At 36.6% G+C, this 18,390-nt stretch carries 14 protein-coding genes; 5 read left to right on the plus strand and 9 right to left on the minus strand.

Annotation, left to right across the window (positions count from 1 at the left end):
- The first annotated feature begins 323 nt into the window (after positions 1–323).
- Complete coding sequence (locus tag HU235_RS06280; RefSeq protein WP_095302599.1) at positions 324–2,033, plus strand: methyl-accepting chemotaxis protein; 1,710 nt, start codon at positions 324–326, stop codon at positions 2,031–2,033.
- Between the two features lie 144 nt (positions 2,034–2,177).
- Here the strand turns inward: HU235_RS06280 and HU235_RS25365 are convergent, their stop codons facing one another.
- Positions 2,178–2,702, minus strand: a complete 525-nt coding sequence (locus HU235_RS25365; RefSeq protein WP_174879646.1) for a DnaA N-terminal domain-containing protein — start codon at positions 2,700–2,702, stop codon at positions 2,178–2,180.
- A 112-nt stretch (positions 2,703–2,814) separates the two neighbouring features.
- Positions 2,815–5,898 carry an efflux RND transporter permease subunit gene (locus tag HU235_RS06290; protein ID WP_095302595.1) on the minus strand — a complete coding sequence of 1,028 codons (3,084 nt, stop codon included), beginning with the start codon at positions 5,896–5,898 and terminating at the stop codon, positions 2,815–2,817.
- Between the two features lie 95 nt (positions 5,899–5,993).
- Here HU235_RS06290 and HU235_RS06295 point away from each other — a divergent pair, with 95 nt between their 5' ends.
- Positions 5,994–6,824 (plus strand): TetR/AcrR family transcriptional regulator, encoded by an 831-nt coding sequence (locus HU235_RS06295; protein WP_174879647.1) that lies wholly within the window; start codon positions 5,994–5,996, stop codon positions 6,822–6,824.
- 81 nt (positions 6,825–6,905) lie between these two features.
- Here the strand turns inward: HU235_RS06295 and HU235_RS06300 are convergent, their stop codons facing one another.
- The 5 genes from HU235_RS06300 to HU235_RS06320 all read right to left on the minus strand — a co-directional run bounded on the left by HU235_RS06300 (position 6,906) and on the right by HU235_RS06320 (position 12,281).
- Positions 6,906–8,066, minus strand: a complete 1,161-nt coding sequence (locus HU235_RS06300; RefSeq protein ID WP_174879648.1) for an ABC transporter permease — start codon at positions 8,064–8,066, stop codon at positions 6,906–6,908.
- Positions 8,067–8,078: 12 nt separating this feature from the next.
- Positions 8,079–9,296 (minus strand): ABC transporter permease, encoded by a 1,218-nt coding sequence (locus tag HU235_RS06305; RefSeq protein WP_174879649.1) that lies wholly within the window; start codon positions 9,294–9,296, stop codon positions 8,079–8,081.
- A gap of 11 nt (positions 9,297–9,307) precedes the next feature.
- Positions 9,308–10,243, minus strand: a complete 936-nt coding sequence (locus tag HU235_RS06310; protein WP_174879650.1) for an ABC transporter ATP-binding protein — start codon at positions 10,241–10,243, stop codon at positions 9,308–9,310.
- Positions 10,244–10,410: 167 nt separating this feature from the next.
- Complete coding sequence (locus HU235_RS06315; RefSeq protein ID WP_174879651.1) at positions 10,411–11,082, minus strand: response regulator; 672 nt, start codon at positions 11,080–11,082, stop codon at positions 10,411–10,413.
- Entirely contained in the window at positions 11,079–12,281 is a 1,203-nt protein-coding gene (locus HU235_RS06320) for a sensor histidine kinase (RefSeq protein WP_145581125.1), read from the minus strand. Before HU235_RS06320 ends, HU235_RS06315 begins: the two co-directional genes overlap by 4 nt.
- Before the next feature lie 232 nt (positions 12,282–12,513).
- Here HU235_RS06320 and HU235_RS06325 point away from each other — a divergent pair, with 232 nt between their 5' ends.
- On the plus strand, positions 12,514–13,047 hold the full coding sequence (locus HU235_RS06325) for a GNAT family N-acetyltransferase (protein WP_174879652.1): 534 nt from the start codon (positions 12,514–12,516) through the stop codon (positions 13,045–13,047).
- Between the two features lie 134 nt (positions 13,048–13,181).
- Here the strand turns inward: HU235_RS06325 and HU235_RS06330 are convergent, their stop codons facing one another.
- Positions 13,182–15,560, minus strand: a complete 2,379-nt coding sequence (locus HU235_RS06330; protein WP_174879653.1) for a polyprenyl synthetase family protein — start codon at positions 15,558–15,560, stop codon at positions 13,182–13,184.
- 232 nt (positions 15,561–15,792) lie between these two features.
- Between HU235_RS06330 and HU235_RS06335 the strand changes: the two genes are divergently transcribed.
- Complete coding sequence (locus tag HU235_RS06335) at positions 15,793–16,290, plus strand: hypothetical protein (RefSeq protein WP_174879654.1); 498 nt, start codon at positions 15,793–15,795, stop codon at positions 16,288–16,290.
- Positions 16,259–16,789: a hypothetical protein gene (locus HU235_RS06340; RefSeq protein WP_095302580.1), complete on the plus strand. Its 531-nt coding sequence runs from the start codon at positions 16,259–16,261 to the stop codon at positions 16,787–16,789. The genes HU235_RS06335 and HU235_RS06340 overlap by 32 nt, the downstream gene beginning before the upstream one ends.
- A gap of 51 nt (positions 16,790–16,840) precedes the next feature.
- Here HU235_RS06340 and sstT read toward each other — a convergent pair whose 3' ends face one another.
- The gene (sstT, locus tag HU235_RS06345; RefSeq protein ID WP_174879655.1) at positions 16,841–18,079 is read right to left on the minus strand and encodes a serine/threonine transporter SstT; all 1,239 of its coding nucleotides are present in this window, start codon (positions 18,077–18,079) and stop codon (positions 16,841–16,843) included.
- Between the last annotated feature and the right edge of the window lie 311 nt (positions 18,080–18,390).

The following is an 18,390-nucleotide window of genomic DNA, read 5'->3' on the forward strand; positions in this document are numbered from 1 at the left end:
ACTACTTTCTCTACTTTATAAATGAGGATGACTCAAAAAGGGTCTCCCTCATTTATTTTGTCTCTATAATTTTTAAAGCCACTCTACGATTAAAGTTGTAAAAACACTAGAAAAATAACTCTATTTTTAACGTTTATTAGAAGAGCAGGGATACTTCCTTGCTCTTTTTAATATCGCTATTTTAAGTAACAAATAGATTTTTTTGGAATTTTTCACATTAAGATAAACATTTCATTATTAATTTCTTCAAAATTATGTCGATATAAAAACTATTGATAAGTTTAATCGAGGAATTGGCACAACATGAAGGAGAGACTATATCTATGAAATGGCTTAAGGATTTAAAAATCATCTTTAAAATTACCATTATAGCAGTAATTTCGTTAATCGGTATTGTCATTGTAGGATTAACAGGTTTTAGCGAAATAAGAAATATGGGAAATAAGCTAGATGATATGTACACGGATAATCTAAAACCGATCGAAACAGTAAGTAAGATAAAATCAAATCTACAATATACTCAACAAAACCTTATTGAATTAATGGTGAATACTGATGAAAGCCGAAACGAGGAATTATTAGCTGAACTCACTGCCAAATTAGAGGAAAATGAGAAGCTATTAGAAACGTATCATACGAATGACCAAGATCAATTAGAAAAGCTAGACAGGGTGACAAATTTATCTAACCAAATCACTGATTCCGTAGCAAAAGTAATCGATCTTGCTTCAGCTAATAAAAACAATGAGGCTTATGAGCTCTATGTTGCTGAAACAGATCCAATTTTGCAATTAATCGATGAAACTTATACAGATTTAATTGAATTAAATAGTAATTTTGCAAAAGCAGTTAATAATCAAAACAGTAAGGATATTCAATATGCAACAATCATTATGATCAGCATTACGATTGGTTGCATTATACTATTTGGTTTAGTTAGCTTAATCATCGCAGGTCTTATCTATAAACCTGTGAAACAGATGGAAGGCTTGATGAAAAGAGCCGAAAACGGAGATTTATCTGTCCAAAGCGATTATCAATCAAAGGATGAAATCGGTTCTCTATCTACATCCTTTAATAACATGCTTATTCAATTAAATCAATTAATCTCAAAAATCGGATTATCTTCAGACCATGTTGCAGCTGCATCTGAACAATTAATGACAAGTGCCGAAGAAACAAATCGTGCATCAGAGCATATAGCTGAGGCAAGTACAGTCCTTGCGTCATCTGCTGAAACTTCAGTAAGAGAAACGGAACAAGCATCAACCTCGATTCAAGAAATGGCAATGGGCATTAATCATATTACAGAGTCTATCTCACTCGTATCAGAGCATTCAAATACAACAACTGCAGAATCTGAAAAGGGGAATGTTTTTCTTAAGAAAACAATTAATCAAATGGATTCTATTAACCAAACAGTTCTTGAATCCTCAAGCATTATAAAAGACCTTGGGCAACGTTCAAAGGAAATCGAGAACATCGTTGCGATGATTTCTACTATTTCTAATCAAACAAATCTATTAGCCTTAAACGCTGCAATTGAAGCTGCTCGGGCTGGAGAACACGGGAAAGGCTTTGCTGTTGTAGCTGATGAGGTTAGAAAGCTTGCCGAGGAATCGAATCGTTCTGCAGAGCAAATCACACAACTCATTCAAGAAATCCAAAACAATACATTAAATGCAGTCGAGGCAATGGATAAATGTATGACAGAAATGAAGGCTGGCCTTGACTTGATAAATCAAACAGGGGAATCCTTTAACCAAATTCTTCACTCCGCGACAGACGTATCGAAGCAATCCGAGGAAGTAACTGCAGCAGCACAGCAAATGTCTGCAAGTGTTGAACAAACAGCCTACGGCATATTAGAAATTTCCAAAAATGCAGAAACCTCTGCTTCTTCATCACAAACAGTAGCAGCAGGAGCCGAAGAACAGCTTGCATCAATGGAGGAAATTACAGCCTCTGCCCAAACATTAGCTAAAATGGCTGAGGAGCTTCAGACAATGGTGAGTACGTTTAAATTAAAATAAACTACTAAAAAACTTAACAGTAGTTTTATCTAATTTACAAATGAATTTGCCAGTTAAGCTTTCACCTTGCAAAGGTCGTCTCACATAAATGAGACGGCCTTTTATTGTACATAGAGAAGAAAATAAAACATTTTCTTCTTACATTTAGAGCTTTTCTATTAGTTCAATTATTTTTGATTCTAGTTTATGTAACCTTTCATTCATTCCCTTCCATTCCCTTTCTAAATATTCAATTCTCCCTTCCGTCTCTTCTTTAGTTGATTCTCTTTCACTATGGTCAGCAGAAGAGGAATTTATAGTACTATTTTTTTCAATTGCATAGCCTTGTTCACCCAGAATTGAAATGAGTTTTTTCCTTTCAGAAGGGTGTAGTGCATTAATTTGTGTAATAATATGTTCTATTCGATTATCCTGTAATTTATCTAAACCAACTTGTCTATCAGTAATAACCTTTACGAAAGGAATTTCGCTCGTTAATTCCTGTATTGTCTCTTCAATTAAGCCCATATACCTTGATTCTAACCAATCTCTAGAGAATTCATTTTGAGCAATAATTGTCCAATTATTCCCCTCTATTTTTGCATCAGTTGCCTTTAACCATGTTTCAAAGGATGGCTTACTTAATTTTCCTTCTATCAGTTTCAACACTTCTAACCAACGTTCATTCATAAGTAGAAACAGCTCCTTTAATTTTTCAATGATTCATAGCAAAACAACATTTATACCATCCAAACAACAAAGGTCTAACAAGATGACTTAACATCTTGTTAGACCTTTGATTTTAGTTATCCTGTACTTCATTCCGTTTTTTCTTAAACATCTTCGATAAAACTTCGTACACGATTGGGACGATTATTAATGTTAATAACGTTGAGCTTGTTAATCCACCGATAACGGTAATTCCAAGTCCCTTCGAAATTAAACCTCCACCGCCTCCTGTGCCAATTGCTAATGGAATTAATGCACCAACTGTAGCAATAGCTGTCATAAGGATTGGGCGTAGACGCGTAGCTCCTGCTTCAAGGATCGCTTCACGCATTGACATACCGTCACGTTCCATATGAATGATTCGGTCAACGAGTACGATCGCATTCGTTACAACAATACCAATTAACATGAGAAGACCCATCATAACCGATACAGAAATTGTTTCTCCTGCGATTAAGAGACCGACAAAGGAACCAATAACCGCAAATGGTAACGAGAATAGAATCGCAAACGGCGCAACCCCTTCACCAAATGTAACTACGAGGATGAAGTATACAATCGCGATCGCTGCAAGCATCGCTACACCTAGCTGTGTAAAGGTTTCTTGCATATCAGCAGTAACCCCAGCAACATCCATTGTTACTCCTTTAGGTAAATCAATATCATCAAGCTTTTTGTCTAGCTCAGATGATACTTTTGAAATATCATCACCAATAACAGTACCTGATACTGTTGCATAATATTCACCTTTACTACGAGCAAGTGTATTCATTGTTGTGCCCTCTTCAACCGTCACAAGCTCAGATAAAGGCATTGCTCCAGCCTGTGTTTGAACAGGTGTTTCTAACATTTCATCGATTGATTTAGGCTCTGCTTCTTGGTCCTGTTGAACAATCACATCAATTGCTTCTCCATCTTTTTCAACAGTTGTTAATACGTCTTTTGTGTTATTCGGACTTAACATCATGACGATTTGACCAGTAGTTAATCCGTATTGCAGCAAATGATCTTGCTCTACATTAAAGACATATTCGACATATGCATCTTCTGCACTTGATGAAACATCTTCAAGCTTTTTGTTATCCTTCATAATGTCTTCAGCTTTTTTAACTGTTTCATTCAGCTTATCTAAATCTTCACTATAGAAGGTGTAGCTAACCTCATTTGTTGAACCCGACATTGAACTAAAGTTTTGGCTCTTCCATTCACCAGACTGACCGATATTGAAAACATAATCTTCAATTTCTTCACGAACCTCTGGGAAGTTTTCCATATCAGGATCAAAAATTAAATACATTAATGCGCCACCAGCGCCGCCACCCATCATAGCCGTTTGCACATCTGCTTCTTCATTAACAGATAACTGAAGAATGTCGATATCATCTCGTTTTAATAATTCTTCCTCAACCTTAGCGACATTCTCTAACGTTTCATCCTTTAGCTCACCTGTCGCAGGAGTATACGTTAGATACATGACCTTTTCCTCTTCACTACCCATAAAGCTAAAGCCAATTAACGGAGTTAAGCTTAAGCTTCCTACTAAAAGAATGATCGCTGCAAGTGATGTCACAATTTTATGATTTAATGTCCATTCAAGCACTTTCTTGTAGACGTTTGAAAGCTTCCCTTGCTCTTTATGGCCACCCTCTGTTTTTTCACTATATAAACGCTTTTTAAATAGGAAGTGTGATAAAGCAGGAACAATGGTAATCGCCACAATTAACGATGCACCTAACGCAAATGTCATCGTTAAAGCAAATGGCATGAACAATTCACCAACCATACCGCCAACGAAAATTAGTGGTGCAAATACCGCAACCGTTACTAATGTTGAAGATAAGATCGGTTTAAACATTTCAATTGTTGCCTCACGTACAAGCGCACGTCCTGATAATTTTTCTTCTTTTAAATGAAGCCGTCGATAAATATTTTCAACAACAACAATCGAGTCATCGATAACACGACCGATTGCAACTGTTACCGCACCTAATGTCATGATATTTAGTGTAATATCAAGCCAGTTCAATAGCAGGAGCGCCATGAAAATCGATACTGGAATAGAAATAATTGAGATAATTGTTGACTTAAAATCACGTAAGAATAGCAAAATAATCAATACAGCGATTAAACCACCAAACAATGCCTTTTCAACCATCGTATGGACTGATTTCTCAATTGGCTCACCTTGGTCAAGTGAGATATCAATAACAAGTCCATCAATTCTCTCTTGTTCTTCTTCTACTAACTCTTTTACCTCATTTACGACATCAACTGTATTATCTTGCTGACCTTTAACGATTTGAATCGCTATTGCATCCTCACCATTTGTTCGTGAAACAGATTGAACCTTACCAACCGTCTCAATCTTCGCAATATCACCAAGCTTAACAAAAGGTGTTTGGACTGTTTCAGAAGGAGTTACAGGAATAACCATTTCTTTTAGTTCATCTGCTGTCATGAACTTACCATCGATCGCAACGGCTTGTTCACCTTCTTCAAACTCGTAAAGACCTAATGATACAGCCATATCACTAGCTTGGATCATTTCCTTTACTTTATCTTCAGTTAGACCGTATTGGGCCATTTTTTCCTTATCATACGTTAATTGAACTTCATCGATATGCTGTCCAGAAATCGTTGCTGAGGCTACACCGTCGAGCTTTTCAATTTTCGGAAGTAAAATATCATTTACTGTTGATGTAAGCTCAACAATATCTTCCTTTGTACTACTAACACTTAACGCAACGACAGGCATCATATTCATACTGATTGCCGAAATCGTAGGTTCTTCTACATCCTCAGGCAAAGTTACATTGCTTAAAGCTGATTCAAGCTGGCGTTTCTTTTCATCCATATCAACACCATAATCATATTCAACTTGAATACTAGATAAGTTAGAGGATGAATTTGAGTAAACTGCATTTACATCTTCTAGTCCTTCTACTGCCCTTTCAATCGGCATGGACACATCTTCCATTACTTTTTCAGGTGTTGCACCAGGATAAATACCTGTTACCATTAAGTATGGAATCGAAATATCTGGTATCGTTTCTGTTTTCATCTGTGTACCAGAATAAATACCTGAAACCGTAATAATTATCGTAAGTAACCATACCGCAAGTTTATTTTTCAGTACAAAATTTACTATAGATTTCACCTTTACACCTACCCTATTTGACTTAATCAATCTATTTATTTATACTAATGACTAATCGGTCATTTGTCAACAACATTACCTAGGAGAGAGATAGAATGTTGAAAAAACAATTAATTATGGAAAAGGCCTTGGAACTATTTGCAGAGCAAGGGTTTGAAGCAACATCAGTACAACAAATAACCGAACGCTGCGGCATTTCAAAAGGTGCATTTTACTTGTCCTTTAAATCTAAGGATGAGCTGATCATTTCATTAATAGACCATTTCATGACGCAAATCGTCAGCGAAATTGACTACAAGGTCAGAACGATAGAAAATGAAAGCCTTTTATATGATTTCTACTATTCAAGCTTTCATGCACTAAGTAAATACTCAAATTTCGCTAAATTATTTATTAAAGAACAAACTCATACGCTTAACGAGGAGTTACTAGCGAAGCTTCACGGTTACAATCAACTACAAGATAAAACAATTTTATCGATGGTCGAAAGATTATATGGCAATAACGTCGAACATTCAAAATATGATTTAGTATATTGCATAAAAGGATTTATTCAAACTTATTTACCACTACTATTATTTACTAATATATCTCTAGATTTAGTAGCTCTAGCAAAGTCACTTACCGAAAAAACGGAGATATTAGCGAAACATGTGACCATCCCTTTTATTACGAATGAGCTAATACAAATCATAAACCAGCCTTTAGAGGAGCACTTCTCAGAAGAACAAATCATTGAAATGATTGATCGAAACCTCGAAGTTATGGAAGAATCAATCGAAAAAGAATCTCTCCTTATATTGAAGGAAGAATTAGTAGAACCTAAACTAGGCCGGGCACTAACAAAGGGATTATTAGAAAACATAAGAAACAATCCACACTGTAAATGGACTTCTTTTATACTTAGAAATTACTTTAATATTTGATTCACTACAAAAGTAACACACGTAAAAAGGCAACTGTATAACGGTTGCCTTTTACTATGTTTTCTCTTTTCATCGCAACATTTATTCAAAACGAATTCTTGTCATTCCTATCACTAAAAAAACAGCAGTGAATGCGAGAAGAATCCCAACTGGTACTAATATGTCCAATACTGTTCCTCCCCTTGCCGAAAGCTCTGCAAAGCCTTCAAGTCCCCAATATTGCGGAACAAACTTAGCGAGCTGCTGCATGAAGTCTGGCATAATCTCAAGGGGCCAATAAACACCTCCAAGCATACATGTCGAAACAATAATAAGATTCCCAAACACAGATTGTTGCTCTGATGATTTAACAATGCTAGCGATGAATAGACCTAATCCAATCGTACAAAGTAATAGGCTTGATACAAGGATAATGTTACCTACTACATTTCCCCACTCGACGTGAAATACAAACTTCGAGACGAGCATAAGAATACCAAATTGAATCCAGCCAATTACGAAAAAGGCAAACAAATACCCAATCAACAGTTCACTTTTCATTGTAGGAGTGGACATCATTCGATACCAGACACCAGTTTGTCTAGCCTCTAATATTACCCCTGTACTTACAAGCATTGTCATCATGACGAACATAATTGAAAAGCCTGCGGAACGGGCAGTCATATCATTCATCATTTCAAGTTCTTTACCTTTCATTATTGACACCATTTCAATTCCATCTGGGGTTGTGGCAAGTTCTTTGGAAACTTTCTCTTGAACTACCTGCAAATCATCCCCTGTCACATTATGATACGTATTTGAAGCCTTTGCCGTCATCAATAGGTTAACGATACTATCGTTGATGACTTGCTCAATTATCGCCGCACCCTCAAATGAAGGTGATGCGATAAACGTAATTTCCGGAACCTCTATCTGCAAAACGTCATCCTCAAAGCCTTCATTGATCTGAATATACCCTGTTATTTTTTGTTCAGAGAATTTGTCACTTGCTTCCTGATGATTTTCAAGATTTATCGTCATGATCTCCTTACTCTCTATCTCTTGAATGAATGCCTCCGAAAAAGAAGACTGATCAAGATCAACGACAGCAATGGTTGGCTTTTCCTCCTCTTCCTCATTAGAAAAGAGCCCCCCAAAAATGAACGTAAATAACAAAGGCATGCCAAACATAAGGAGGTATGATTGCGGCTTCTGAAAAATCCTCTTTAGTTCAAATAATGTAATAGCACCAATCTTTCTCATCGTTTCTCCTCCTTAGCTCACCTTTAATTTAAGCGATCCTAAAATCAAGGCGATTAATCCACTTAAAATAAGTATTGCAATAGGTAAAGCAAGTGTATTCCAGGTCGTTCCGTTCATTACTTCTAAAAAGCTATTAAGAGCCCATTTATTAGGAGCAATATTCGCAAGTCTTTGTAGACCCTCAGGAAAAGCTGTAAGTGGAACCATTGACCCGCCTAAAAGTGCCAAAATTTGAATACCAAGTCCACCAACTGAATCGGCCGTTTTCTCTTCTGTCAACAGCCCTGCAATAATCATTGAAAAGCCTGCAACAGAAATGGAATAAGCTAAACCAATGGCGACGATTTGCAATAGGTTATTCCCCCAATTAACACCAAATAAAAAATGGGTAGTCAGAACAAATATGAAAAACTGGATGATTGAATAATAGAGAGTTCCTAAAAACTTCCCAAATATGATAGAGGAATATCTTATCGGACTGCTCAATAATCTAGCTAATGTTTCAGTTTTCCTCTCTTGAATTATCGATTTTGCACCAATCGTTATATTGAATAATAAAAACATTGCCGCCATCGCAGCTGCATAGTACTGCATTCCTGAAATAGGCTCCTTTCCATCCTTCTCAGCTGTTACCGCATCGACTTTAGAAGACGCTATTTTAGTAAGCTCATCAGCAATTTGCATCGATATGTCAGCAATGTTTATTTTCTGATTAGACGCTGGAACTGCCGTTGCTAGCTCCTCCGTTAAGACTCCTGTTGCAATCGAGACAGATGTCGCTTTTTCTACAAAGGATGTCGTGATTGTCTGAATAATCTTCGACTGAATCTCCTTCTCAGGATCATGATAAATTGTTAAATCATGTACATCACCATTTGCTAGACCTTCTCCCCAGCCAGCAGGAAGGAATAACCCGACATCCACTCTCTGCTGCTCCACCTCTTCTTGTAAACGTTCCTTTGAATCAATTTGCTTAACAGTTAAGCTTTCTTTTAATTCATCACCTTGCAATACGTCATGTATAAATTGATCTGTTAACAGATCATCTGGTGACAATACGACGATACCGACCGTTGTTTTCGGAATCGAGCCATTCTCTCCAAAAACACCGCTAAGTGCTGAACCAAGGATAGCTGTTAAAATAATCGGCATAAGCAGCATCATCACAAATCCTTTTCGGTCGAACAGGCGAATTTTTATATCCTTCAGCGCAATTGTGAAAAAACTCATCCTTTATCCTCCTAATCTCGTAATGAACGCCCTGTTAACTGTAAGAAGAGCGTCTCTAGATTAGGCTCTTTTACTTCAACGGCACCAATTTTCATTCCATGATTAACAGCAGTGGTCATAATATTTCCTAATGTCTCATGAGGATTTTGTACAAAAACCTCAACGACATCGCTTTCCTCTTTCGTCACAACTTGATTAATATTATCTAAGCTCCTTAACGCTTCTACTGCTTCAATCGAAGCTTTTTCAATTGTTAGCTGCACAACCGAGCCACCAACTAAACGGCTGCATAGCTCCGTTTTCGTTCCAATGGCAATAACCTCACCATGGTCAATGATGCCAACACGGTTACAAAGATACTCTACTTCCTCCATATAATGACTTGTGTAAATAATCGTCATTCCTTGTTCATTAAGCTTTTTGACTGTTTCTAAAATATGATTTCGTGATTGCGGGTCTATCCCTACTGTCGGTTCATCCATAATCAGCAGCTCAGGCTCATGCATCAAGGCTGCACCAATATTAATCCGCCGTTTCATCCCACCTGAAAATGTTTCGATTCGCTCCTTTGCTCGGTCGGTAAGTCCCACAAAATCCAACACTTCTTCCACCCGACTCTTCGCCTTCGTCCCTGTTAACCCGTACATCTTCCCCCAAAATAGCAGATTATCTCTAGCAGACATTGTAGGATAGAGCGCAATTTCCTGTGGGACAACTCCGATCTTTTTCTTAATATGCATGGGGAATTTTTTAACAGATCGATCGCTAACAAGCACTTCTCCTCGGTCATATGGGAGAAGGCCACATATCATTGAGATCGTTGTTGATTTGCCAGCTCCATTTGGTCCAAGCAAACCGAATGATTCCCCTTTATCAATTGTAAAGGAAACATTTTTAACTACTTCTTTATTCCCGTAGCTTTTCTTAAGCTCTTTAACCTCTAACATATTTCCACATCCTTTTGAACGATTCTGTTGATTTGAGTATTAACATTTCACTTGATGTTTAAATTTTAGCTTTTAACTTCTCTTTACAAATCTCTCTCTAGATAGATTTTTCCATAAAAAAATACAGCTATGTTAGCTGTATGTCATAGAGTCGATTATGCCGAAAGTCATGATGAAAATGTTGTAATGTTATATCTAACAGCAAAAATAGCTGCTTGTGTACGGTCTCTTAGCTCAAGTTTATTTATAACGTTTGATACGTGATTTTTAACCGTCCCCTCTGAAATAAACAGTTCAGCTGCGATTTCCTTGTTATTTAAGCCTAAACCGAGCTTATGTAACACTTGTAGTTCACGCTCTGTTAATTCGCTTATTTGTTTTTGTACTTCATCATCAGTGACAGTCTCATCAGATGATTGATTCCTTCTCATTTCTCTAACAATATCTGCAGTTAATTCTTTTGGTAAGACCATACCACCTGATTGGACCGTTTTTATCGCTTGAACAATCGTGTCAGTAGGCATATCCTTTAACAGGTAGCCACTAGCTCCTTCTTCAAGCGCTTCAAAAATTAACTCACTATCATTAAAGGTTGTTAACATCAAAACCTTCGAATCTGGTAGGGCGGCTGTAATCAGCTTTGTCCCTTCAACCCCATTTGCAACAGGCATGCGAATATCCATTAACACGATATCCGGCCGATGCTGCATCGCTTTCTCTAACGCCTCTCGTCCATTTACTGCAACATCGACAACATCTAGATCAGATTTAAGATTTAGAATTGTCGCAAGCCCATCACGCATTAGTTCTTGATCATCTGCAATTATTATCTTAATCATTGTCCCCCACCTATCTGCCACCTAATTTCCTTTAAAGGAAAGCTTGCTTTCACGATAAAACCTGTATCAGGCATGCCTTCAAACACAATTCTCCCGCCATGCTCAATGACTCGTTCTCTCATATGCTTCAAGCCAAAGCCTGGACTTATCTCTGATGAACCTTTCCCATTGTCGTTGATCATCGCCTCTACCGCCATATCGGTTACTTCAATCTTAATTTGACATTCTGTAGCCTGCCCATGACGAACTGCATTTGTAATCGATTCCTGGATTACTCGTGTTATGTCTAGCTGCATAGATATTGGGATACGCGAGGCATCGCCATGTAATTGAAAGCTAGATTTCAAGCCTGTCATCTTCTGATAGTCTTCAAGGATTTTCCTCGTTACTGTGATAAAGGATTGCGGTTTGTCCGTGTCTTTTAACGTGCGAACAGACAATCGAATTTCCTGAAGAGCATTTCTCGCAAGCTCTTCACATAACAGCACCGTCTGCTTACTTTTTTCCGGCTGTATATCCAGAAGCTCCTTTGCTACCTGTAGTTGAACAAGTAGTGCTGTCATTTTATGTCCGACCGTATCATGAATCTCTCCAGATATCCGATTCCGTTCTCGAATAAGTGTCAATTCCTCTACTTGTTGTGAAAAAAGATGTAGCTGTTGATGAGCGTCCTTCAAGGCATCATGCGTTTTTTGAAGCTCCTCATATTGCTTTTCATTTTCTACTTGTGCAAGCTCTAGCTTATGAATTAACCGACCGACAACTGCAGAAAAAAGAATAAAAGTAAAGTTTACAATATTGCTCATAACATCAATTACGCCTGTTGCATAGTACGTGTAATAAATACATCCCCCCCATACGAGAAAGAAACCAACGGAGAAACGAGTAATTACTTTCTGACTTTCAGAAAATAAAAAAATTGTTACTGCGTTCACTCCAAATAAAATTAAATATAATGTTGATCCCGGAAAAAGAAAGACAAAGCCTATAGTTAAGATCGAATCCATTACAATTAAGATAGGAAAATAGTTTTTTCCAAACGAGGTAATTAACATAATGTGATTGATACAAAATCCAATAGACGCAACCATAACAAAAATGAACTGAATCGTCGTATGACTTCCAAGGTTAAAGTAATAGATGTAGCTGATTAAAACAAACATAACGAGCCGAATACTTTTCAAAAGAGTAAAATTCAAGAAATCACCTCAATGGAATGGGTAAACAAAAATAATATCGATTAATAAATAGAATACAAATATTATAAACTTATCCTTTATTATTGATAAGGTAATATTTTCAAATAGTCATACATGCAGTTCCCTACTCCTATAAACTTACAAATCCAGCTATATAAAAAAGATTGATCCTTTATAATGAAAGAGGAATGAAATTTGCAATTAATATTTAGTAATCAAAGGAGGAGTTTTTTTGGAATTTAGCACTGAAAGATTAACAATTAGACCGTTTAATCGTAATGACTTACAAGATGTATTTACCATATACAATAACGATGATACGTGTAAATATCTCTTGCATGATAAGTGGACACATGAAAATATGCATGAAAGATTTAATAAAAAGCTAGAAAATCGTGTACTCACAAAAGAAACAAATTTAAGTTTAGCAGTAGTAAACGATACGAAAGTCATTGGTGATTTATCCGTTTGGTATACAGATATGAAAGATACTGTTGAGATTGGTTATAGTTTTTCTAACGAAGCATCAGGAAAGGGTTATGCAACTGAAGCCGTGAGTAGTTTAGTCAAGAAGTTATTTGTTGATTTTGCTGTGCATCGTATACAAGCCAACCTTGATGCAAGAAATAAAGCATCACAAAGGTTGTGTGAGCGTATAGGTATGAGAAAAGAGGCTCATTTTATTCAGGATTTTTGGAATAAGGGTGAATGGACAGATAGCATTGTATATGGGATGTTATTCTCGGATTTAAAATTACGAAAATAACAGAAGGTATCAACGTTTTCGACATACTTATAATCAGACTTTATCATAAAGGTACAGCAAAAAGCACCACATTCAGTTATTTATCTGAATGTAGTGCTTCTTACTTATCATGTCATATTCTGATTTACTAACTGTTAGTTATCTCGGTTTACGATATAATCCATTAAATGCTTTAGAAAGGTCGTATTGTGTGATACGTTACGTACAGCCTCCATCGCCAAACAATAATGATCCCACATTGCTTTCTTTGCACCAACCACACCTAGTATTGATACAAAGGTCGCATTATGATTTTCTTCATCTTTACCAGGAGCTTTTCCAAGTAAACTAACACTACCCTCAACATCTAAAAGGTCATCTTTTATTTGAAAAGCAATGCCTAAATGACGCGCATAGTTTTTCAATGCTTCTATTTCCTCCTCATCCGCCTTTGCGAGTATTGCAGGCATGACAAGAGAAGCCTCAAACGCTATCCCTGTTTTATAAAAACACATCGTATTTAATTGTTCGAGAGTCAACTGCTTCCCCTTTGAATCTAAATCCATCGCCTGGCCTCTACACATTTCTGCTGTAACTTGGACTGAGTATTGGATTAAGCGAAGGACAGCTTCTGATTCAAATGAATTTAGTGATGCTTGTTCTTCAATCGCCTTTTGAGTAAGAAAAAGACCGGTTAATTCCGCTACAGCACTGTTATAAATCTGGTGAAGAGTCGGGCGCCCCCTTCTTATTTTTGCGTTATCCTGAGATGGCAAATCATCAAAAATAAGTGATGCTGTATGCATGTACTCCAATGATTTTAAAAGTGGCATAATCGCCTCACCACTCAAACCATATTCTTTCACACCGATAACCCAGGTAATAATTGGTCTTAATCGCTTGCCGGAACCTTCCAAGCTATAATTTGCTGCCTCAATAATCGGATCATCCATTGAGTTATTTTCACTATTAGAAATTGGGAGACTATGATTTATCTGTTCACGAACTGTTTTTAATTGCTGAAAAAATTCTTCTCGCTCTTTTCGTTCCTTTTTTAAATTTAATAAGATTTGGTCACGCAGAAGCTTATCAAAGAAATCAACATCATCTGCCTTCTCAACCATCTTTTGAATTAATTGATTAAAGGCTGGCATCCCTTTCGTGAAAAGCGCCATCACATCATTGTATTTCTCCGCTCCAATTCGCTCTTTAAACCGTTTCAAGCCATTTATAGCTCGGTTCAACATGACTTCACATGTCTTCGTATCAGATCCGTACACATTGTGAATTAAATTAGCGATAACTGTCCAGTACAATTCAAAGGGATTGATTAAATCCGGTCTTTCTCGATGATATGTTAAATAATACGTATACGGCGTAACCGCACCAGCCTCCAGATCATGAAACATATCGGCAAAATCATCTGCTAGCTGATTATAAATCCCGTATAAAAACGTTCTGTTATCAAAGCCCTCGTCCTCTGGGGCATTAATAACGGAGCGAGCTATTAATCGTGAAAAGGATGATTTTAATATGACCGGAATAAACAAATCCTCATTCGTATAGGTTGCGTCTGAGATCTCCTTCATCCGGTCGACCTCTTGCGCTTGGAAAAAAACAAATGCTTGTTCAAAAAATCCTTTTCTTTGCTTAGGATGCTGCTCTGACTTTATATATTGAAAGGCTTCACGAAGCTCGTTGTGAACAGCTCGAATGAAATCTCCGTTTTCCCCAGTCCATTTCCCCAAACTTGGTACTGTTCCTGTAATAAGAGTTGTGCGTATCAAATTGGAATATCGTTGCTTTTCCAGCTTTGATAACACATTCGCATCTAAAAGATCATCTATAAATGGATACGTTACTCCATAGGAATAACCTAACCTAATCGCCGCATCAAGTTGCCTGGCACGCTCCTCTGCTGTGATATTGTCATCCATCTCCTCTATCACATGCATCATAACACCGGCAATAAGCTTAATTAGCTTACGTTGCGCTTGATCAGCATCCATCCCTTGAGGAAGGATGGAAGAAACCTTTTTTAATTTGTCCATTAGCCAAATGATTGCAGCTTCGACGTTTTCCTTCTGTGCCCATCGATATAACTCGACAATACTAAGCGGATCCGCTTCGTTATCCATGTTTGATAAAAGCCGCTGTTTGACACTGGTTACTACTTGCTGAATTTTCTTTTGCGACTCTGATGAATTCAACGTTTTCCCTAAATCCCGTAGAAATATATACGAAAAGCTACGATCCAAATAATTCTCAAGCTTCCCAGTGTAATTTAACCACTTAATGTAGCTATGATAACCGTCTGAAGCAGATATCCTTTTTCCTCGTGATAAAAAGGACATCAATGAAGACCTGCGAATATGATTCTGTCTCCATGCTTGGATGTCCTTTGTTAAGATTGGGATAAAAGCTTTTTTCTCAACATAAGTAAAAAGTGTTTGAAAATATTCCCCTGCCCGCGTCTCAGCATGCTTATAGCTTTTATCCGCATTTTCAATAAGTTCCTGATTCATATCATCCATTCCTCTACATCTTGTTATCTTCTATTTGTATGCAATGCCTACAATGCTCATTTTCATAATCTATAAGTTTTTCATCCTTTTACGTTACCATCTTTATCATGAGAAATCTAAAAAAATACATAAAAATTGACTCAATGATATCTTTTTAAAGCAATTAAGGGAATAGTTATAATTGTTTTGGGGAAAATAAACTATCATTTCCTAAAAATCAGATTGAAGAAAGGAGAAATACTTGCTAGTACTTACTTTAACTCTTTTATTAGCAACCATTCTCTTACTAATCAATTGGAATAAAGCATTACATCCTGTCGAAATCGTTTTAAATTGGATGGTTAATGCGATGATTAATGAGGTATTTATTCTTATCACTATAGTTAACCTAGACTTAATACAACTGTCGAATAAACCTATTTCAGCTATCACTTTCCTAATAGGGAATATTTATTTAATACCAATGCTAACTCTATGTTTTCTATCCTTATTCATAAGCTTGAAATCAACATGGATGAGAATGGCTCTTTTCATGATTTCGTTGCTCATTCACGGCTCCTGTTTATATGTTGGATATGGGCTTGGGTTAGTAAAGCTCGTTCACTGGTCTTATTATCCTTCAATTTTATATTGGGCCGTCATTTTATGCCTCAATGTATTCATTGTCTTTAGTTATCGAAAATTGTTAGTGAGAGCAGGAATTATGAATGGAAGTATTAACATTTCCAAAAAGCTTTGATGAAAATGAAATATTCGTGCTATTCGTTGCATGCGGATTAATTCTTTTATCACTCATCTTGCCAAAACGGTTTCCAATCCAATTATTTATTTTGCTATTTTTAATAAACTCTGTTATCGGACGCACTGTAGACACTACGCTTGCAACACACCCTCTTGATATTTACAGTAGCTTTGACGATAACACACATGAGGTTTTTGATGAGATAACGTATTCAATCGTTTATTCATTTTACGGTTATTTGTTTTATTATGCTTATGATAAATATTATAAACTACATTCATGGTTTCATGTTGTCATATGGGCTGTTTCTAGTACTATTTTCGAATGGATATCAATCCATTTTGGCGTTTTTCATTATCATCATTGGCATATACTATACTCAGTTGTTGTCTATCTTCTTGTATATACGTTTCACATTTTCTTTTTTAAATGGGCTTCAAAGCAACTGCACTATACGTCAGAGAGAATTCAACAAGTAGAAAAAGGGAATAAATAAAAAAGCTCCTCTAGTCCTTTACGTTACTAATACTAGAGGAGCTGTTATATTTTATGCCAGTTTGTTAATTTCTATTTTCTTCCCTTCATTTCGCCAATCCTTGAATTCTGCTGCCGCCGTAAACAGCGCATCTGTTGAAGAGTTAAGTGCTGTTTCACATGAATCTTGTAAAACCCCAATGATAAATCCTACCCCTACTACTTGCATCGCAACATCAGCTGATATTCCAAATAAGCTACATGCTAGCGGAATTAACAATAATGAACCACCAGCAACACCAGAAGCACCACAAGCACATATTGCTGCAACTACACTAAGAATGATCGCAGTTGGAATATCGACTGAAATGTCCAGTGTATGAACCGCTGCAAGCGTCAATACAGATATCGTAACAGCTGCACCAGCCATATTAATCGTAGCACCTAATGGGATAGAAACAGAATAATTATCCTTGTTTAACCCAAGGTCCTCACATAATCTCATATTTACAGGAATATTCGCAGCAGAGCTTCGTGTGAAGAATGCTGTAATGCCGCTTTCCTTTAAACATTTAAATACAAGTGGATAAGGATTTTGCTTAATCATGACAAAGACGATAATTGGATTAACCACTAACGCTACAAAGAACATACAGCCAAGTAAAACGAGAAGCAATTTTCCATAGCTTAGCAATGATTCTAATCCATTTGTTGCAATCGCCTCAAACACAAGCCCCATAATCCCTAGTGGTGCAAGCTTGATTACCCACGTAACAACCTTTGACACCGCATCTGAAAAATGAATGATGACTGATTTTGTCGAATCAGGAGCACTTCTTAGAGCAAAACCAAGGAGAATTGCCCAAGTTAAAATTCCAATATAATTTCCATTAACAATCGCATTAACTGGATTATCAACAATGTTTAACAATAATGTTTTAAGAACATCCCCTACGCCTTCAGGTGATGTGAAACCTTCAGGACTCTCTGCAAGTGTTAATTCTACAGGGAAAATAAAACTAGCAATTACAGCAATTAAACCAGCCAAAAAGGTTCCTATAAGGTACAGGAGGATAATCGATTTCATATTCGTTTTATGACCACTTTTATGTTGAGCGATGGCAGCCATCACTAGGAAAAGGACTAACACAGGTGCAACCGCCTTTAATGCACCGACAAATAAAGAGCCAAGTATCGTAATAAATTTCGCTCCTTCAGGAACCGTTACAGCTAGGATAATCCCAATGATTAGGCCGATAATGATTTGCTTTACGATACTTAGCTTATTCCACTTTTTCAATATACTTTTCATAAATATCCTCCAATAATTTTCAATTTATATAATAATCTGGATAATTTCATACTTTATAAGTAAATAAACAATTCATTCTACTTACATAGCTTATAAAGCTTAATAAATTTCAAAATAAACCTTTCTACTAAAATATCGGATATATTCCACCCAGAAAGGACAATTGTCTATTTAATGAATACTATTATAAGGACTTTCTCGATATATTACAATATTATTTTGATGTTTCATAATTAATCGAATCTTCATATAATTATGGAGTTAGTAAATCTCACTTTGGTTTTTACTATTTATACGTTATCTTCTGAAAG

Source organism: Metabacillus niabensis (genome assembly GCF_902829255.1).
GTDB classification, from domain to species: Bacteria; Bacillota; Bacilli; order Bacillales; family Bacillaceae; genus Metabacillus; species Metabacillus niabensis.